Here is a 16,435-nt window from a genome sequence, read left to right as displayed (position 1 = left end):
TTTTTTGCGTTAGTGGGGTAGCCATGAACGCCGGGTATTACGACCTTCACATAGATCAGGGCGCCACTTTTAGGCTTCTGTTCACTTGGAAAGACAGCGAAGGGGAGCCGGTAGATCTCAGCGGATGCGAAGCACGCATGCAGATGAGATACATCCATCCGGACGACCTGGTTCTGTCGCTGTCCACAGGGGACGGGGACATTGTTCTCGGTGGGACAGCTGGAACGGTCGAGCTGAAACTTGAACCGGAGCGCACCGCTCCGCTGACGCAACTGACTGGCGCCTACGACTTGGAGATCGTCTATCAGGGCGGGGACATTGTGCGCCTGCTCCAGGGCCGCTGGTTCATCAGTCGTGAGGTGACGCGATGATTGTTCAGGAAGTCGATAGCGGCGGGGTTACCGTCGTGGAGATTCAGGCTAAGGGCCCGAAGGGGGATAGGGGGGACGTAACCCCGGAAGCCCTGGCAGCCAAAGAAGCGGCTGAGTCGGCTGCGCTTTCTGCTGAGTCCTATGCGGAGCTGGCAGGGAACGGGGTTAACTCGATCCGTGCCGATTTGGCGGATGCGTCGACCGAAAACAGCGGCGCTGGGATGGTGGCGTTCAAGCAGAACGGAACTCTGGCAGCGTCTCGGCGGATGCTGGAGAAGAGTAGAGAGTGGGTAACGCCAGAAGATTTTGCGCATGTGGATGATGACGACGACGGACCCGCACTCGCTCGGGCCGCGTCGTCTGGAGCAAACAGCATCCGCCTGTTGCCGGGGAAGACCTACGCCTTCGATTCGGTCGACTTCAACAGTGTTGATGTGTGGTGTGAAGGTACCGCTACCTTGAGTGGTACGCCGATCAATGTGGGGCGAATCGGAGGCGGGGTGATCGTCGGGGGCGCCGTCAGCGCAGAGTCCGTGCGGGAGACGATGCCACAGCTGAAGTTCTCAGGCGGGTTCGTGGTGCGGTACCGATCGGCAGAAGATGAGGGCGACGACGGCTTTTATGTGGTGACGAAGAACGCTCACCGTGAAGAGTACGTCTCAATTCGGGTCCGTGCGTCAGCAGCAGCCGATACAGGCCCTTGGGAGTTGCAGCGGATCCAATCCGTGTTTGCGCTGGGTGAGGCGTTGGCCTATCAGTCTGTGGCCGAAGCGGCCCCCTTAGGCGCGGTTTACTCCGGCTCCGGATGGGCCAATTACTCGGTAACTCCAGCGGTTATCGGTATGGAGTCTGGCAGCACGGCGGGCACACCGAGCACAGCCATTGCTTGTCGGCGTACCGCCACCGTCGACGATAGCGTCAGCTTCTCGGTCAAGCCGGACAAGAACGGGCAGATAAAGCTCACCTTTCTGAAGAGCGCGTCCATGTCTCGCTCGGTTGAAATCAGCTACCTCGGCGTGGGGGGAGCTGTGACCGAGACGATTTCCTTGGAGGACGCCTCTGCCTCGGGGCCCTCCCTGCACACGGTGATACTACAAACACGATCCCTGGCAGCGATCCCGATTACGGTTACGCAGAAGGATTCGGGCACATCTTCGCGCTATATGGTGTTGGTGGCGGTCAATGCTGACAGGCCCGACGAGCTGCGCCGGGAGGTTGCGTATGACAACTACGCCACTTTCCAGCTCCCTTCGTACCGCCATTACGTGACCAACGCGGGCGCCCATGAATACGCCATCTATGACAACGACGCCGAGCCGCCGTCGTTCACCGGCTCTTACCACGGTCGTGAGGAAGCTCTGATTCCACCAAAGTGGGTAATCGATGGCCAAGCTGTGGAATTGTTTCCCAAGGGCGTCCCCGTTGCGTGCAAGCGGGGGATTCTCCTTAAGCAAAGTACACAGATATCTGGAAAGTTGACGACTTACAGCGACTATCGCTTCGGTGACGGGTCGGCGGAATTCATCTGCGACATCCAGGGGACGATGCGCAGCCGCACGGTCTATCTCGGGATGGAGCTGTCACAGTTGTACAACGCGACTGCCGACAAGGCTTGCTTCAACGAGATTCTGTACCCGCGCCGTACAGATGTCACCGACGCTGGCCGGTACCCGCTCGGGAACACCGAGCTGGTCGTTTGGCGCAATTCCGAAACGGAAGCCCGCATCTACATGTGGTGCAAGTCGTTCACTGGCTATGCATCATTGAACGGCGGAAGCAGCATTGAATCCGCATATGGAACCTCGACGTACAGCAAGCTCCGATGCGGTCAGCAGCAGGACGCGGAGCGTTTGTTTACCGGCGCATCCCTGCACTACATCAAAGTTTACGGCTGATATGAAGATCGACAACCCTCCGCCCGATCAGTACTACTCCGAGGCATTCATCAAGTCGCTTCATGGCCAGGTCGTCCAAATGAAAGATGACCTGGCGGAGTGCCGTAGCGATCTGGCCGAATTCAAACAGGCCACACAGCGCAACACGGAATCCATCGACCGGGTAGAGAAGAACACGCGGGACATCGTCGAAACATTCCAGGCGCTCGCCGGGGGGTTCAAGGTATTGCAGGGGCTCGGTAGGCTGGCGAAGCCGCTGGCCTACATCGTTGGCTTGGTCACCGCGGTCATTACCGCCTACTCGGCCTGGAAGGGGATGGGGAAGTGAAGGCAGCAAGCAAGATCGCAGGCGGCGTAATCACCGCAGCCGTATCGCTGGTGGCGGCATATGAGGGTCGTTCGCTGGTGGCCTATCTTGACCCGGTATCCATTCCCACGATCTGCGAGGGGTACACGCACGGCGTGAAGATGGGTGATGTGGCTACGCCTGAGCAGTGCGACGATCTGACCCGGCAGGAAGTCGTGAAAGCCCTGGCGGTGGTGGACAAGTCGGTAAGCCGGCCTTTGCCTGATGGGGTGAGGGTCGCGCTTACCAGCTTCGTCTACAACGTCGGGCCCGGCGCCTATGGCGGCTCGACCCTGTTGCGGATGCTGAGGGCGGGCGATGTACGGGGCGCGTGCAACCAGTTGCCGCGCTGGGTATATGCCGGAGGCAAGAAATTGCGGGGATTGGAGCGCAGGCGGGAAGCGGAGCGGCAGATATGCCTATCTGGCTTGTGAAGTATTGGAAGCCGCTCGCGGTGGTGGCGCTGGTAATTGGGGCTGCTCTCGCGTGGGAATGGCGCTGGTCATCTGGCTACCTGGCAGGGGAGGCGGCAGCCAAGACTGAGGCCCAAGCCCTTACCGCCGCTATCGAGCGCGGCATTCAAGCGGAGAAAGACCGTGCAGATGCAATCCACCGCGGCGCCGTTCTGGCGCGCGAAGCTGCGCAGCGTGACCTGGCTGCTGCCCGTACTCGTCTTGACCGGCTGCTGCTCGCCAATGGCCGTGACCCCTCGGCTGCCCGAGCCGGCAGCAGACCTGATGATTCCGGCCCCGACTGGATCGGAGGTTTTGCAGCGTGCTACGCGGAGTATGGGGAGCTGGCCATAGACGCTGCCCGCTGGGCGGATCAGGTGAACGGCCTGCAGGGGTACATCAGGGCGGTACAGCAGGCTAACCCCTAACAGGCATCTCGCCAGGCGCATTCGCCCGCCGACACGCCTCCGCAAATACGGCCAACACTGCCGTCTCTGTGGGCCGCTCCAGCACGTCAATGCAGCAGGCCACAGCGCCCGACAGCATGCCAGCCGCAGCCAGCACGGCCTGACGCTCATGCAACAGCAGGCCGAACTCAGTCGCCCGCGCTTCCCAGTGTTCCAATTCGGTCATGGGCTTGAGTGTGCCCACGACCTTTCGCATGGTCTATACGTAGTTACTGAGGGGCGAGTTCGTCGTCGGGCGGGTTGACCGGTTCGGCGCGGTAAGCCTGCCAGAACCAATGGCTGTGTTTGTGGTGGCGCGCACGCATGCGCTGAAAGTAGATCCTGACCCAGCCCGCGTGACCGGCTTCGATGACGACATCGTAGGACCGTTCCTCGGCCTCGGCGGCCGGCGGTAGCTTCTGAATGGCAGCCGCGTGGTAACCGCCGCCCACGTGGGCCAGGATTCCGTTGTCTTCGCCCATCACCTGATCCACTCGATATACCAGCCCTGGTAATACCGGGTGCCGCGCACCTCCTCGAACCCGCGTGCCATCATGGCCCGATCAGTTGAAAAGGTTAGGAGCTCCACGTCCATCAAGTCGGGAATAGGAGAGGGCAAAGTCGCCCCGGCATCCCGCCGCATGACCTTGAAGCATTGGACGTAGCGCTTCATGTCCTCGCGGAAGATGGAGTACATCATGACGGGGCCGGGCACAGCCTCCCAATCTCGGTCTTCCAACGGGCGGCCCAGGCGATGTGTGCGTTTAATGGTGCAGTTTGGCATGGCAATCTACTGTATGGTTGTACAGTATATCCAAGCCAGCCCGGCCAATAGCGTCCCCTATTTCGGCTCCGGTGTGGCCACCAGGGCGTCGGCAGGGAAGGGCTGCAGGAAGTCGCGCGTGTCGCCCGCGCCCGTCAGCCAGTCATCGTAGGCGCCATCCGGCAGGATCACGACCATGCGCTTCTCGTCGTCGGGCCGGTGGTACTCACGAAACAGCGGGTGGTGGTCGGCGTTGATCGTCAGCATGGTGTACGACAGCCGCCAGTTGCCGTCGGCGTCCTTGTACTGATCCCACAGGCCTGCGATGCCTAGCGGGGCGCCATCAGCGCGGGTAAAGCGGGTGGCCAAGGCCTTCCCTGATCGCCAGTCAGGTTCGTAGACTGCCTCGGCGGGCACGATGCACCGCTGCCCCTTGCGCCATGCATTGCCGAAGGTGAAGGACTTGTGCGCGGTTTCCGACCGGGCATTGAACGTCGACAACTTCTCCGCCTTTGCCAGGCCATCGGCCCGGGTCATGGCAGAGATCAGCCCCCATCGCCCAATCTCAACCTCCCGCTCAGGGACGGCCTCATCCCCTGAATCCCACTCAGGCGGTCTTCTGACGAACTCCCCAAGGCGGCGCGGCCACATGTCCCAGTTCGGCGGCAGTGGAATGCCCCGACTGCGAAAGTATTTCTCCAGCTGCTCGCGCTTTTTGATGCCCTGGTAGTGGGAACACATAGGCGAATTCCTTTCTAATATCTTGGCGCAGAGCCGCATATTTGCGTGGCTCAATTCGTCTCGATATTAGAAGAAATTCGGCGGAGAGCCGCATAAATCCTAGAAAGCTGCCCGGATTGTGATTCCGGTTGTCGTGGGTTCGAGTCCCATCAGCCACCCCACTAAACTGCTTAGAAATCAAGAACTTACGCCGCTCTGACCAGCGGCGTTTTTTCTTGCCCGTTCGAGATTGACCAAAAATTGACCGTCTCGGCGTGGGCCGCCAGATGGCTGGGCGCCAGGTGGGCATACTTCTGCACCATCTCGATCCGCTCCCAGCCGCCCAGTTCCTTCAGTACAAGCAGGGGCGTGCCGCGCTGAACATGCCAGCTGGCCCAAGTGTGCCGCAGGTCGTGCCACTTGAAGTGGGCTACCCCGGCCCCCGCGCATGCACGCTGGAACGCCCGTCGGTCGTGTTTGCCCACCCGCCTGCCGTCCCCATCGTCCCGGGTGAACACATACCGGGAGGCTGTCGCCAAGCGCCGCTGGATCACGGCCATGGCGTCATCGTTGAGCGGGACGGCACGGGCCCTGGCAGACTTGGCCTCATCATGAGACACCCAGGCACTGCGGCCCGCAAGGTTCACGCTGGATGGCGTCAGTCCAAACAGTTCTGATTCCCGCATGCCGGTGGCTACGGCTACCACTGCCGCGTCGCGCAGCCATGGCAGAGTGATGCCCTGGATGACGGCGGCAATTACTTGGGGCGGCTCCCATCGTATGCGCACCCTCGGCTCTGCGTACTGCGTAAGCTTCGGGGGCTTGTCCAGGCAGCTATTCAGCAGCGTGCGGATGGTCGCCAAGTAGCGATTCTTCGTCGCTGGGGCCAGGAGCGTCGGCTTGCCGTACTTGTGCCGGCGGTGCGTGGGCAGCGCCGCGACGATCTCATCTGCGGTTAAAGAGCGTAATGCCCGGCCGGCAAACTGCTCGCGCCACCATGCGACATGCCGAACTTTGGTTTCATAGTCGCGCTGGCCATAGCTTTCCTGCAGGAACCGGACCGCCCCTTCCTCGAAAGTGCGTTCAGGTTCCTCTCATCGAGCAACGCTTGCCAGCGATTGCGGAGACGGCAAGCGGTGCTGCGGAGGTCGCCAAAGCGGCGGCGGATACGGCGAACGAAGCGGCGATTAAGGCCGGGTCGGCGGGTCGAACTGCGCGCACTGCGGCCACCACCGCGAAGGCTGCGGCAACCACAGCCAGGGCAGCCGCCGATGACCTTGGCGCGGCGCTTGAGCCTCAGCCGCCTAAAGATGCCCCTCAATGGCTGGACGGCCCATGATCGGCAAAATGTTTGGCGCTTTGTCGGGCTGGAAGGCTTACGCGGCGGCAGCGGCGGCGGGTGCCGCCCTGATCGCCGCCATGGTCGGGGCGTGGCACTGGCGCTGGTCGTCGGGGCATGACGCGGGCTATGCCGCCGCCCAAGCCGAGGCCCAAGCACTTAACGCCGCCATCGAACGCGGTTTGCAAGCGGAGAAAGACCGTGCAGATGCTGAATACCGTGGGGCCGTCCTGGCCCGCCAGGCTGCTGATCGTCTTGTTGCTGACCAGCGCAAGCGCATTGACGGGCTGCTCGACCAACTACGCCGTCGTCCCCAAGTTGCCCGAGCCGGCAGCCGACCTGATGAGCCCGGAGAAGACTGGATCGGAATATTCGGCCAGTGTGTCGCGGAATATGAGCGAATGGGCGCAGAAGCTGGAAGGCTGGCTGACAAGGTGAATGGCCTGCAGGGGTATATCAGGGCGATCCGCGCCGAGCCTTAGCCTGCCAATCCACCACCGCGGGTTCGTCGTCCAGCAGGCAGCGCATCTGGTGCAGCTGTCATAGCTGGCCAACGCTGCCTTGCTAGGGTTTTGTACTTCGTTCGGTGCGGAGACCCATGCAACCGCTGAAGGGTGCGTTACCGTAGGCCGATCAGGATGCCAAGTGTCACGCCCGCGGCAAGGCAGATGCCCATCATTTTCCAGGGGTTGTTGCGGGCGAAATCTGTGGATGATTCCGCGGCAGATTCCAGATTATGTTTGGTCGCGTCGCGTACTGAGGAAAGCCAACCATCGCCGCCGTTGATTAGCGTCCCGTTGTCTGGCGAAAGGACGGCCGGTTTATCGGTGGAGTGAGCTTCGTCGATCCCCGGCTTTAGCCTGGAACCTATGTCGTTTGCGTTATTCATTGAGCGCTCCTTGAAAGAGCGTGAATGTCTGTGTTGGATCTGCAGGCCGCCTAATGGCTTCAGACTGGGCATGTCAAGTGTTGGGTGCACGCTCGGTTGCTGGCCACCGAGTTTGTTCGATGAGCCAGCCACTGCGTTGTCGTGCATGTCACGTCCGAACCGAATTCTTAGATCACAACGCCGTTATGGCCTGAGATTGTTGTATGCAGCCTCGCAGTGAATCGCCGCGTTCGGTCGCGGAATTACTGGGGGGTACGTTGTTTATTCGGATCGTCTTGTGCTTGCTTGCGCGCAGCATCCTCTTTTTGCTGCTGCGTTTGGTTTTCTTCAGATTTGCTTGGGGGTTGCTTTTGGCCGGGCTCATTCGGAGTGGCAGAAGCAGCGAAGCGGGTAGGGAATGTCATGATGGTACCTCTTATGTTGTTGTGGCTGGATGCCACTTCTTCACGGTGCGCCATTGCTGCAGAATCCCCTAGCGATGAATTGAAACAGTTAAAAATGGGATGGGCTATACACTGAGGGCAGATCTCCGGAGAACATCATGATCAACTCGACACAACAATCCGACAATGAACGGTGGGATGAGGAAGGTGGATCGCAACTCGCTGAGCTTGAGAGGTCTCTCGCGATGGAGAAGCTGGAGGAGGCGGATCGGCGCATTCTTGCGTTCTTGGGTGCGTCCGTTCTCAGCTTGTGGGACGAGCTTCCGGACGACGCGCGACAGAAGGTGCTTAACCGGGAGTTAGTCCAGCGGACTTTTGATGAATCGGTGGTCAAAGCTCGGATAGCTCAGTTATTCAAGTAGATATGCCCGGCATCGATCCATGCCCGTACATTTTGGCGTTGGCCAGCTTGACCAGAACGTGACCACAATGCTTGAAAAACGCTGAAAAAAGGGGTGAAAGCGCAGCCGATTGAGGGTAGGCTATCGCTGCAAGTCATTGATTCAACTGCGCTTTCCCTTTCTTCTATTTCGTGGCCGTGGGATTGTGATTCCGGTTGTCGTGGGTTCGAGTCCCATCAGCCACCCCACTAAACTGCTTGCAAATCAAGAATTTACGCCGCGCTCACCCGCGGCGTTTTTTCTTGCTGTTCGAGATTGGCCAAAAATTGACCGTCTCGGCGTGCGCCGCCAAATAGTTGGCGCCAGACGCACATACCTCGGCACCATCCCGATCTGCTCCCCGCCCCCGGTTTCCTTTCGACCAGGCCGCGGCGTGTCGCGAGCCTGCCCGGCTGGCTCGACGCATTCGCAACTCCACTTTCCGCGCATTACCGCAAGATATTGGCGCAGGTCTGCGAAATCTCGCTTTCGCGAGCACCGCACGGACTGAGCGCTAGCTCGTCGCACGGGCGTTTCAGCGCGCATGGGTGCACGCGTCGGGGCTGATGGGTCTCCCGCCAGTACGCCTTTAGCTGTTTAAAGACAAATGATCACGCCGCTTCTGAGCGGCGTTTTTCTTTTGTGACCGCACCTACGCCGACGCGATGGCTGCGCGGCCAGATTGTTGCAGCAGTTGGACTGCATGGCGGCACCGGGAGGGCCGGACATATACGCGTATACCCCAATATAAAGTTGTGCACGACGCATATAAATTGCGTACTAGATCAAGTCTTGTATACAAAAACATGTCTGGAATACAGAAAAAGACCTCGGCGCAGTCCGTGTACGACGACGTCAGCGCCCTTCTGCGGGACATGGTGGCGGACATTACCGAGCCGGTCCGGGTCCGCGAAGAGGATCTGGCGAATCAATTGGGCGTAAGCCGCACGCCCGTGCGCGAAGCGCTGATCCGCCTGGAAAGCACGGGGCTGGTAAGACTGCGTCCGGGCCGGGGAGCATTGCTTAGTCCCGTCACCGACGAGGAATACATCGAATGGTTGCAGCTGCGAGAGCAGCTTGAGGGGTTTGCCACTCGCGAAGCCGCGCTCAATGCCTCGCAACGGGACGTGGAGCGCTTGCGCGCGCTGTTTGCCCCGTTTATCGGGCTGGACGAGGACGCTTTCGCGCCGATTCCCTACGGCCAGGCGAACGTGGCGTTTCACAAAGAAATCATTGCGCTGGCGAACAACCGCTTGCTGGAACGTGTATGGGCTGCTTTCGGTCACCGGCAAACCACTTACCGCCGCCAGACGATCAAGCGATTGCATAGGTTCGGCACATCTTTGCGGGAGCACTTGGCAATCATCGATGCGATCGAGCGGCGTGACGCCGAACTGGCCGAGAAGCTGGCCCGGCAGCACGTGCGCACGCTATACGACGCATTCATCAAGGCGCTGCGATCCGGCAGCACCGCATGAGCCTGCGCAATCACGACTTTGCTTCCCTGTCCACTTGAGCCCGATATGAAGTTTCTGACGTTTTCTGAGCAGGGCCAGCCTCGGCTCGGCATGCTGTGCGGTGAGAACCGCGTCCTGGATTTGACCCGCGCGCTGGCCGACCACGGGGTGGCAGGCCCGACGTGCACGGTAAGCGACCTTATCGCCTTGGGGGACGAAGGCATTCGGCTGGCAAGCGACCCCGTCCTGCTGAAAGGTGTCGATGTCGCAGCGTTGCCGGCGCTGGATACCTTGCATGTGCTGCCGCCTGTAGAAATGAAGCGGAATGTCTTCTGCGTCGGGCGCAATTACCGCGAACACATCATCGAAGGCAACCTGGCGCGCGGCCGGCCCGCGAATGCTTTCCCTGAAGCGATCGAGTTCTTCACGAAGGCCCCTACGACGGTGGTGGGGCATGGCGCGGCGGTGCAGCGCCACGCGCACCTGACCGACAGCCTGGACTATGAGGTTGAGCTGGCCATCGTGATAGGGCGGGCAGGCGTCAATATCCCCCGTGAACAGGCGTTGGAGCACGTGTTTGGGTACACCATCGTCAACGATATTACCGCCCGCAACCTGCAGGCGCGCCACGGGCAGTGGTTCAAGGGCAAGAGTCTGGACACGACATGCCCGATGGGCCCCGTCGTGGTGCATCGCTCGGCGATTGCCGATGCCAATAATCTTGCGATATCGCTGACCGTCAATGGCGAGCTGCGACAGCAGGATAACACCCGCGACATGATCTTCGATGTGGCCGCTGTTATTGAACAGTTGTCGGCGGGGCTTACGTTGCAGCCTGGCGACGTCATTGCAACCGGCACGCCCAAGGGCGTCGGGTTTGCGTTGAATCCGCCGCGGTGCCTGCAAGTAGGTGACGTTGTATCGGCCACTGTCGAGCACATTGGCACATTGACCAATCATATTGTCGATTGATTCTGGGCTGCGGTCCGGCCGCGCCCCGCTTGGAGGAGACTCACCATGACTATGCCTGATGCCTTGAAACCCTACGCCAGCGGCGAGCTTGCGTCGCGCTATGTGAATGTAGACGAGTTGCCCTGGAAGCCAACCCCGACACCGGGCATCGATATGAAGATCCTGCTGGACGTGCCTGAAACGGGCCTGCTGACCGCACTGTTCCGCTGGGCGCCGGGAACGTCGCTGCCGTTGCACGAGCATGTCGAAATTGAACAGACGTACGTGCTCAGCGGCAGCATTGTGGATGACGAAGGCGAAGTCCGCGAGGGCAATTATGTGTGGCGTCCCAAGGGCAACCGGCACATTGCGCGTTCGCCGAACGGGGCCCTGGTGCTTTCGTTTTTCTTGAAGCCGAACAAGTTCTTGGAAGGCGATCTGGCCGGCAAAGAGCTTAAGTAACAAACTACATTTTCTCAGCACAACACGGGAGACACACATGAGATTCCAGGGGTTGAAAAAGTTCCAGTACGGTTTGCTTCCAGGTGTTCTGGCCGCGACTATTGTTGCCGGGTTGACTGCGCCGGCCGGCGCGGCGGAGATACAGGAGCGCCGCGTCAAATTCGCGCACCCGGTCAGCAAGACCAATCCGGTTGGCATGGCGACAGACAAGTTCATTGAACTGGTTGATCAGAAGTCCAACGGCAAGATCAAGGTCACCGGCTATCCGGACGCGCAGCTGGGCAACGAATTGCAGGCCATGTCGTCGGCCCAGGGGGGCATCATCGAGCTGACAGTGGTATCCACGGCAGGCGCGGCCAATAACGTGAAGGAGTTGGGCATCTTTGACCTGCCGTTCATGTTCCAGTCGGTCGAGGAAGCCGATGCGGTCGTGGATGGTCCGGTGGGCAAGAGCTTGCTGAAGAAGTTTTCCGATAAGAACCTCGTGGGCCTGTGCTACTGGGATTTCGGCTTCCGCCAGGTGTCCAACAGCAAGCATCCGATCGCCAAGCTCGAAGATTTCCACGGCCTGAAGCTGCGTGTGCTGCAGAATCGCATCTATATCGACACCTTCAAGGCCCTGGGCGCAAACCCCTTGCCTCTGCCGTACCCCGAAACCTATCCCGCCCTGGAAAGCAAGGCGATCGACGGGCAGGAGAGCAGCTTCCTGGTAACCAAGAGCAGTGGCTATCAGGAAATCCAGAAGTACATGACCGAAACCAACCACGTGTTCCTGCCGGCGGTGGTCATGGCGAGCAAGCGCTTCTGGGATCGGCTGAGCAAAGATGAGCAGTCGTTGATCCAGCAGGCGTGCGACGAGTCGGTCGTGTATTTCCGCCAGGTCAGTCGGGAACAGGAGCAGAAGGTAGTTACTGACCTTAACGCCGCTGGGATGGCTATCAACAAGGTCGACCCCGCCGAAAAATCGCGCATGGTGCAGGCGACCGCTGCGGTCACAGAAAAATATAGAGCCGAGCTTGGCAATGACCTGGTCGACAGCGCTATCGAGTCGATCAAGCAAGTTCGCCAGTAAGAGGACGCCCCACAAGCAAGTGGCGGCCAGTCTGCGGCCGCCACTGCAACCTTCTAGGAACGACGGCGATGTCAAAGATCGTACACGCCTATTTCACGTTGCTGAAATCCATAATCGTCATGTGCCTGGCGGCCATGGTGGTGATGGTTTTCTCAAATGTGGTGATGCGCTTCATGTTCAACACAGGGATTCCTGTTTCTGAAGAACTGTCCCGGTGGTGCTTTGTGTGGCTCACTTTCCTGGGCGCCATCCTGGTGTTGAATGAACGCTCGCACCTGGGCGTGGACGTGGTGCTGCAGGCGCTTGGGCCGCGGGCACGCAGGTCCTGCCTGGTGGTTTCTAACTTATTAATGATGTATGCAACCTGGTTGATTCTTCAGGGCAGTATCGAACAGACCATGTTGAATGTCGGCGCCAGCGCGCCCGCCAGCGGCTTGTCGCAGGCCTGGTTCTTCGGCGTTGGCGTGGTGTTTGCCGCCACGACCGGGCTGATCTTGATTTATCAGCTGTACCAACTGCTTACGCTGCCAGCTGCGCAGATCGACCGCTTTATCAATGCTCATGACGCGGGGGCTGAATAATGACGCTGGCAATATTCGTGTCTGTGTTATTGGTCGGGCTGGCCATCGGCCTGCCCGTCGCGTACGCGCTTATTCTTACGGGCGTGGCGTTGATGTACCACCTAGACTTCTATGACGCGCAGATCGTAGCGCAGAACCTCCTGAACGGCGCCGACAGCTTTCCGCTGATGGCGGTACCGTTCTTCATGCTGGCCGGTTCCGTCATGAACGCGGGCGGCCTGTCGGCTCGCATCGTAGACCTGGCATTGACGCTGGTAGGGCATATCAAGGGAGGCCTGGGCTATGTGACGATCCTGGCGGCGTGCATATTGGCCAGCTTGTCCGGCTCTGCAGCTGCTGACGCTGCGGCTCTGTCGGCGCTGCTGGTGCCCATGATGATGAAGGCCGGGCACAGCCGCGCCCGTTCGGGCGGCCTGGTGGCTTCGTCCGGGATCATCGCCCTGGTCATTCCTCCCTCTATCGGCCTCGTGCTAATAGGCGTCACGGGCAATGTCAGCATTACGGGGTTGTTCATGGCCGGGATCGCTCCAGGGATCATGATGGGGCTATCCTTGTGCGCGGCATGGTGGCTGTTGTCGCGCAAAGAGGCAGTGGAGCCGATGCCCAAGGTCGAGCGGAAGATCGTGTTGACCACGCTTGTGCGCAGCTTCTGGGCGCTGTTGTTGCCCGTCATCATTATCGTGGGCTTGCGGTTTGGCGTGTTCACGCCCACGGAAGCGGGGGTTGTCGCTGCCGTTTACGCCATTTTTGTGGCGACCTGCGTATACCGCGAACTTTCGCTCAAGCAGCTTTACACAGCGTTTCTGCAGTCGGCCAAAATGACCGCCATGGTGATGTTCCTGGTCGCAGGGGCTCTGGTCTCGGGCTGGATGATCACGATTGCAGGGCTGCCACAGCAAGTTATGCAGCTGGTTAGCCCCTTCAATGACAGCCCCACCGTGCTGATGCTGGTAATCATGGGTCTGGTTCTGGTGATAGGCATGGCCATGGACATGATTCCAATTGTGCTGATTCTCGTCCCTGTACTGATGCCAGCCGTGACGGCGGCCGGAATCGATCCAGTGTATTTCGGCGTCGTCTTCATGCTGAGTTGCGCCATCGGCCTGGTGACTCCGCCGGTTGGCGCTGTACTCAACGTAGTGGCCGGAGTGACCGGCGCGCGCATGATGGACCTCATCAAGGGCGTCTGGCCATTCCTGTTGGCGCAATGTGTGACTTTGCTGCTGCTGATCCTTTTTCCACAGTTGGTGCTGACGCCTTACCGCTGGATTATGGACTGATGCCATCCGGTTCTTTCACCTCACAGGAGCATTGAACATGCAGTTGAGTGACCACCTGACTGGCTGCCGCGTCATGATCTCGGCCGGCGCCTCGGGTATAGGCCTGGCGATCGCCCGCGCGTTTCATCAGCAGGGCGCGAGCGTCCAGGTTTGCGATATCTCCTCCGAGGCTCTGGAAGCGGCCCGGTCCGAGTTGCCCGGCGCAGGCTTGTTTCGCGCAGATGCGGCTTCGGAGGCGGATGTAGAAGCCTGGTTTGCGCACGCGCTGGCGCAGCTCGGTGGCCTGGATGTGCTGGTCAACAATGCCGGCATCGCCGGGCCTACGTCTGCGCTGCAGGACCTGGACGTGGCCGAATGGGATCGCACCATGGCGGTCAATGTACGCAGCCAGTTTTTGTGCGTACGCCGCGCTGTCGAGCCTTTGCGACAGTCCAGCCGAGCGACCATCATCAATATCAGCTCGGTCGCGGGACGCTTGGGCTATCCCATGCGCACGCCCTATGCGGCGTCGAAGTGGGCGGTCATCGGGCTGACCCAAAGCCTTGCTATCGAACTGGGCGAGCATGACATCACGGTCAACGCGATATTGCCGGGCATCGTCGAAAGCGAAAGAGTGAACCAAGTGGTCGGGGCCAAGGCCAGGTTGCGCGGGATCCCTGACGCGGATATGCGCGCCGAAGTATTGCAGCACGTGGCTTTGCACCGGACAGTGCCCATGGCCGACATCGCCAGCACTGCGCTTTTCCTGGCGTCGAGCCCCGGCCGCAGTATCACCGGGCAAAACATGAATATCTGCGCAGGCGTGCAGACCTTGCGTTGAATAGCCAGAATCAAAGGAGACGGTCATGGACCAGCAATTCTTGGCTTCTACGTTCGGCCTGGAAGGCCGGACAGTGCTTATTACGGGCGGCGCTTCCGGGCTTGGCCTTTGTATGGCAACGCAGGCAGGCAGAGCCGGCGCTCGCATCATCGTCAACGACGTGCGGCCCGAACCCTGCAAGGAAGCCGTCGCCGCGTTGCAGTCCCAGGGCATCGATGCCCGCGGCGTCGTGTTCGACGTATCCGACCCGGGCGCTGTGCAGGATGGCGCAGACGGCCTGTCCGAAGCCGGCTGGGCACCCGACGTACTGGTCAGCAATGCCGGGAACCAGAACCGCGCGCCGGTCGTCGAGCAAGACCCTTCAGTGTGGCAGTCGATCCTCAACGTCCATGTCAATGGCGCGTTCAACTGCGCGCGAGCCGTACTGCCCGGCATGGTGGCCAATGGCTATGGCCGCATCATCATCACCTCGTCCGTCGCGGCCATGGCTTGCATGCCCGGAATCGCGGCTTACGCAACTGCCAAGGGCGCATTGGCAGCCTTTACGCGGGCGCTGGCGGTTGAGTACGGCGGCAAGGGCGTAACCTGCAATGCGCTGGCGCCCGGCTTCGTGCGTACAGGCTTTACAGTTGCTTTGCAGGAACGTGACGAGTTCAACACGTTTCTGCGCGCCCAGGTGCCCCTTGGGCGCTGGGCCGAAGCCGATGAGATCGCGCCGGCGGTTATCTATCTGGCATCGCAAGCCGGCCGTTTTGTAAATGGGCATGTGCTGGCCATCGACGGCGGCCTGCTCGCCCACATGTGAATTGATTCAAGGGTAGAAGCGGAATGTTCCTGCACGTGGTGATGATGGAGTTCGACGAACGTGTCGACGCCAATTTTTTCGGTAAGGTCGAAGCGCTGGCAGAGCGAGTGCGCCAGGAATGCGCCGGCCTGGTGCTCTATCATTTCGGCGAGAACGTGGCCGACCGGTCGCAAGGCTATACACATGCGACCAGTTCGCTGTTTTCCGATGCCGCCAGCCACGACGCCTACCAGGTCAGCGCCGCGCACGTGGCCATGAAGAACCACATGGTTCCGTTCATCAAGCGCATCGTTGTGTACGACGGGCAGCTGCCGGATATAGGCCCGTTGATTCCGAAATAAGCGTCCGGACAGGTGCGGCATGCGGCTTGCTTGCAGGCGGACAGACACCGACGGAGGCCCGCCATGCCGAACGATTTTCCCTCCCAGCCCGCTGCGGGCGCCAGTTTGCCGCCTGCGCACGCCGATGACCTTGGCCCGGACAAGCATCGGCCCCGATCCGTGCTGGCGCAGCTCAAGCGCTACGATGAAACCCGTCCCGACTTTCCGGGCGAACATCTCATCGTGTTTGGCGTGGGGGCCCTGCTGATGCTGGCGGGTATCCGCGGCGGCGGGGTCGTGCGGCGCGCGGTATTGACCGCCGTGGGTACGGCGCTGATCGGCCGGGCAGCGAGCGGCACAGGAGGCGTCGCCAGGCTCGCCCGTGTGGTGAAGCGGCTGGGTTGACGCCCGTTGCGGCCCGGAGCCCGATCCAGGCCGTTGAAAACAAACAAGTTTTTCTATGGTACGATCCCCGCCCATAGGATGAGCCGACGCTCGCGCGCGCCGGCTCATTGCCATTTTTGCGGCGCGCACCGGCGTGCCTGCACCCCACATACAAATTTGGCGGCTCCTCGATCGAGGGGCCGTCGGCATTTTTGCGGCGCCTTCGCGCCCTCGATTTTTTACGCCCGGAGACTTCTCA

At 60.5% G+C, this 16,435-nt stretch carries 23 protein-coding genes; 17 read left to right on the top strand and 6 right to left on the bottom strand.

The genetic code is table 11. From position 1 onward, the window contains the following. The first annotated feature begins 23 nt into the window (after window positions 1–23). The 5 genes from CAL19_RS12625 to CAL19_RS12605 are packed head-to-tail and all read left to right on the top strand — an operon-like array spanning window position 24 to window position 3,492. Complete coding sequence (locus CAL19_RS12625) at window positions 24–371, top strand: hypothetical protein (protein ID WP_094796942.1); 348 nt, start codon at window positions 24–26, stop codon at window positions 369–371. After that, a complete protein-coding gene (locus CAL19_RS12620) occupies window positions 368–2,266 on the top strand; it encodes a hypothetical protein (protein ID WP_094796941.1) in 1,899 nt (632 codons plus the stop codon). Before CAL19_RS12625 ends, CAL19_RS12620 begins: the two co-directional genes overlap by 4 nt. Before the next feature lies 1 nt (window position 2,267). Further along, window positions 2,268–2,594: a hypothetical protein gene (locus tag CAL19_RS12615; protein WP_094796940.1), complete on the top strand. Its 327-nt coding sequence runs from the start codon at window positions 2,268–2,270 to the stop codon at window positions 2,592–2,594. Continuing rightward, window positions 2,591–3,046 carry a lysozyme gene (locus tag CAL19_RS12610; protein WP_094796939.1) on the top strand — a complete coding sequence of 152 codons (456 nt, stop codon included), beginning with the start codon at window positions 2,591–2,593 and terminating at the stop codon, window positions 3,044–3,046. The genes CAL19_RS12615 and CAL19_RS12610 overlap by 4 nt, the downstream gene beginning before the upstream one ends. Next, on the top strand, window positions 3,028–3,492 hold the full coding sequence (locus tag CAL19_RS12605) for a hypothetical protein (RefSeq protein WP_094796938.1): 465 nt from the start codon (window positions 3,028–3,030) through the stop codon (window positions 3,490–3,492). The genes CAL19_RS12610 and CAL19_RS12605 overlap by 19 nt, the downstream gene beginning before the upstream one ends. Window positions 3,493–3,740: 248 nt before the next feature. Here the strand turns inward: CAL19_RS12605 and CAL19_RS12595 are convergent, their stop codons facing one another. The 4 genes from CAL19_RS12595 to CAL19_RS12580 all read right to left on the bottom strand — a co-directional run bounded on the left by CAL19_RS12595 (window position 3,741) and on the right by CAL19_RS12580 (window position 5,856). Then, window positions 3,741–3,992, bottom strand: coding sequence for a hypothetical protein (locus CAL19_RS12595; protein WP_094796936.1), 252 nt, complete (start codon window positions 3,990–3,992; stop codon window positions 3,741–3,743). Next, entirely contained in the window at window positions 3,992–4,294 is a 303-nt protein-coding gene (locus tag CAL19_RS12590; protein ID WP_141214382.1) for a hypothetical protein, read from the bottom strand. The genes CAL19_RS12595 and CAL19_RS12590 overlap by 1 nt, the downstream gene beginning before the upstream one ends. A gap of 57 nt (window positions 4,295–4,351) precedes the next feature. Continuing rightward, window positions 4,352–5,014, bottom strand: a complete 663-nt coding sequence (locus CAL19_RS12585) for an SOS response-associated peptidase (RefSeq protein WP_094796934.1) — start codon at window positions 5,012–5,014, stop codon at window positions 4,352–4,354. 185 nt (window positions 5,015–5,199) lie between these two features. Then, window positions 5,200–5,856 (bottom strand): site-specific integrase, encoded by a 657-nt coding sequence (locus CAL19_RS12580; RefSeq protein WP_249276305.1) that lies wholly within the window; start codon window positions 5,854–5,856, stop codon window positions 5,200–5,202. A 472-nt stretch (window positions 5,857–6,328) separates the two neighbouring features. Here CAL19_RS12580 and CAL19_RS12575 point away from each other — a divergent pair, with 472 nt between their 5' ends. Further along, on the top strand, window positions 6,329–6,814 hold the full coding sequence (locus CAL19_RS12575; protein WP_249276304.1) for a hypothetical protein: 486 nt from the start codon (window positions 6,329–6,331) through the stop codon (window positions 6,812–6,814). A gap of 137 nt (window positions 6,815–6,951) precedes the next feature. Here the strand turns inward: CAL19_RS12575 and CAL19_RS19625 are convergent, their stop codons facing one another. Beyond that, window positions 6,952–7,221 (bottom strand): hypothetical protein, encoded by a 270-nt coding sequence (locus tag CAL19_RS19625; RefSeq protein WP_141214381.1) that lies wholly within the window; start codon window positions 7,219–7,221, stop codon window positions 6,952–6,954. Between the two features lie 242 nt (window positions 7,222–7,463). Continuing rightward, the gene (locus CAL19_RS19700) at window positions 7,464–7,625 is read right to left on the bottom strand and encodes a hypothetical protein (protein ID WP_170941526.1); all 162 of its coding nucleotides are present in this window, start codon (window positions 7,623–7,625) and stop codon (window positions 7,464–7,466) included. 137 nt (window positions 7,626–7,762) lie between these two features. On the opposite strand from CAL19_RS19700, the gene CAL19_RS12565 reads away from it, so the two are divergent. The 11 genes from CAL19_RS12565 (at window position 7,763) to CAL19_RS12515 (ending at window position 16,197) form a co-directional block, all read left to right on the top strand. Beyond that, a complete protein-coding gene (locus CAL19_RS12565) occupies window positions 7,763–8,026 on the top strand; it encodes a hypothetical protein (RefSeq protein ID WP_094796931.1) in 264 nt (87 codons plus the stop codon). An 824-nt stretch (window positions 8,027–8,850) separates the two neighbouring features. Then, window positions 8,851–9,522: a GntR family transcriptional regulator gene (locus tag CAL19_RS12560; RefSeq protein WP_094796930.1), complete on the top strand. Its 672-nt coding sequence runs from the start codon at window positions 8,851–8,853 to the stop codon at window positions 9,520–9,522. 45 nt (window positions 9,523–9,567) lie between these two features. Further along, window positions 9,568–10,473: a fumarylacetoacetate hydrolase family protein gene (locus tag CAL19_RS12555; protein WP_094796929.1), complete on the top strand. Its 906-nt coding sequence runs from the start codon at window positions 9,568–9,570 to the stop codon at window positions 10,471–10,473. A 45-nt stretch (window positions 10,474–10,518) separates the two neighbouring features. Then, window positions 10,519–10,914, top strand: coding sequence for a cupin domain-containing protein (locus tag CAL19_RS12550; protein ID WP_094796928.1), 396 nt, complete (start codon window positions 10,519–10,521; stop codon window positions 10,912–10,914). Between the two features lie 37 nt (window positions 10,915–10,951). Continuing rightward, window positions 10,952–11,986 carry a TRAP transporter substrate-binding protein gene (locus CAL19_RS12545; protein WP_094796927.1) on the top strand — a complete coding sequence of 345 codons (1,035 nt, stop codon included), beginning with the start codon at window positions 10,952–10,954 and terminating at the stop codon, window positions 11,984–11,986. Between the two features lie 68 nt (window positions 11,987–12,054). Further along, window positions 12,055–12,567 carry a TRAP transporter small permease gene (locus tag CAL19_RS12540; protein WP_094796926.1) on the top strand — a complete coding sequence of 171 codons (513 nt, stop codon included), beginning with the start codon at window positions 12,055–12,057 and terminating at the stop codon, window positions 12,565–12,567. Continuing rightward, window positions 12,567–13,847, top strand: a complete 1,281-nt coding sequence (locus tag CAL19_RS12535) for a TRAP transporter large permease (RefSeq protein WP_094796925.1) — start codon at window positions 12,567–12,569, stop codon at window positions 13,845–13,847. Before CAL19_RS12540 ends, CAL19_RS12535 begins: the two co-directional genes overlap by 1 nt. Before the next feature lie 37 nt (window positions 13,848–13,884). Continuing rightward, window positions 13,885–14,667, top strand: a complete 783-nt coding sequence (locus tag CAL19_RS12530) for an SDR family oxidoreductase (RefSeq protein WP_094796924.1) — start codon at window positions 13,885–13,887, stop codon at window positions 14,665–14,667. 25 nt (window positions 14,668–14,692) lie between these two features. Beyond that, window positions 14,693–15,472 (top strand): SDR family NAD(P)-dependent oxidoreductase, encoded by a 780-nt coding sequence (locus tag CAL19_RS12525; protein ID WP_094796923.1) that lies wholly within the window; start codon window positions 14,693–14,695, stop codon window positions 15,470–15,472. A 23-nt stretch (window positions 15,473–15,495) separates the two neighbouring features. After that, a complete protein-coding gene (locus tag CAL19_RS12520; protein WP_094796922.1) occupies window positions 15,496–15,813 on the top strand; it encodes a Dabb family protein in 318 nt (105 codons plus the stop codon). A 63-nt stretch (window positions 15,814–15,876) separates the two neighbouring features. Continuing rightward, the gene (locus tag CAL19_RS12515) at window positions 15,877–16,197 is read left to right on the top strand and encodes a hypothetical protein (protein ID WP_249276303.1); all 321 of its coding nucleotides are present in this window, start codon (window positions 15,877–15,879) and stop codon (window positions 16,195–16,197) included. The last annotated feature ends 238 nt before the right edge of the window (window positions 16,198–16,435 follow it).

Origin of the sequence: Bordetella genomosp. 7 (assembly GCF_002261265.1) — a bacterium.
GTDB lineage: Bacteria > Pseudomonadota > Gammaproteobacteria > Burkholderiales > Burkholderiaceae_B > Bordetella_A.
This window is presented reverse-complemented; position numbering and strand designations above follow the sequence as displayed.

Coding starts and splice junctions, on each gene's coding strand:
- CAL19_RS12625 (WP_094796942.1), top strand. CDS start 24: ATGAACGCCGGGTATTACGACCTTCACATAGATCAGGGCGCCACTTTT.
- CAL19_RS12620 (WP_094796941.1), top strand. CDS start 368: ATGATTGTTCAGGAAGTCGATAGCGGCGGGGTTACCGTCGTGGAGATT.
- CAL19_RS12615 (WP_094796940.1), top strand. CDS start 2,268: ATGAAGATCGACAACCCTCCGCCCGATCAGTACTACTCCGAGGCATTC.
- CAL19_RS12605 (WP_094796938.1), top strand. CDS start 3,028: ATGCCTATCTGGCTTGTGAAGTATTGGAAGCCGCTCGCGGTGGTGGCG.
- CAL19_RS12595 (WP_094796936.1), bottom strand. CDS start 3,992: ATGGGCGAAGACAACGGAATCCTGGCCCACGTGGGCGGCGGTTACCAC.
- CAL19_RS12590 (WP_141214382.1), bottom strand. CDS start 4,294: ATGCCAAACTGCACCATTAAACGCACACATCGCCTGGGCCGCCCGTTG.
- CAL19_RS12585 (WP_094796934.1), bottom strand. CDS start 5,014: ATGTGTTCCCACTACCAGGGCATCAAAAAGCGCGAGCAGCTGGAGAAA.
- CAL19_RS12575 (WP_249276304.1), top strand. CDS start 6,329: ATGATCGGCAAAATGTTTGGCGCTTTGTCGGGCTGGAAGGCTTACGCG.
- CAL19_RS19625 (WP_141214381.1), bottom strand. CDS start 7,221: ATGAATAACGCAAACGACATAGGTTCCAGGCTAAAGCCGGGGATCGAC.
- CAL19_RS19700 (WP_170941526.1), bottom strand. CDS start 7,625: ATGACATTCCCTACCCGCTTCGCTGCTTCTGCCACTCCGAATGAGCCC.
- CAL19_RS12565 (WP_094796931.1), top strand. CDS start 7,763: ATGATCAACTCGACACAACAATCCGACAATGAACGGTGGGATGAGGAA.
- CAL19_RS12560 (WP_094796930.1), top strand. CDS start 8,851: ATGTCTGGAATACAGAAAAAGACCTCGGCGCAGTCCGTGTACGACGAC.
- CAL19_RS12555 (WP_094796929.1), top strand. CDS start 9,568: ATGAAGTTTCTGACGTTTTCTGAGCAGGGCCAGCCTCGGCTCGGCATG.
- CAL19_RS12550 (WP_094796928.1), top strand. CDS start 10,519: ATGACTATGCCTGATGCCTTGAAACCCTACGCCAGCGGCGAGCTTGCG.
- CAL19_RS12545 (WP_094796927.1), top strand. CDS start 10,952: ATGAGATTCCAGGGGTTGAAAAAGTTCCAGTACGGTTTGCTTCCAGGT.
- CAL19_RS12540 (WP_094796926.1), top strand. CDS start 12,055: ATGTCAAAGATCGTACACGCCTATTTCACGTTGCTGAAATCCATAATC.
- CAL19_RS12535 (WP_094796925.1), top strand. CDS start 12,567: ATGACGCTGGCAATATTCGTGTCTGTGTTATTGGTCGGGCTGGCCATC.
- CAL19_RS12530 (WP_094796924.1), top strand. CDS start 13,885: ATGCAGTTGAGTGACCACCTGACTGGCTGCCGCGTCATGATCTCGGCC.
- CAL19_RS12525 (WP_094796923.1), top strand. CDS start 14,693: ATGGACCAGCAATTCTTGGCTTCTACGTTCGGCCTGGAAGGCCGGACA.
- CAL19_RS12520 (WP_094796922.1), top strand. CDS start 15,496: ATGTTCCTGCACGTGGTGATGATGGAGTTCGACGAACGTGTCGACGCC.
- CAL19_RS12515 (WP_249276303.1), top strand. CDS start 15,877: ATGCCGAACGATTTTCCCTCCCAGCCCGCTGCGGGCGCCAGTTTGCCG.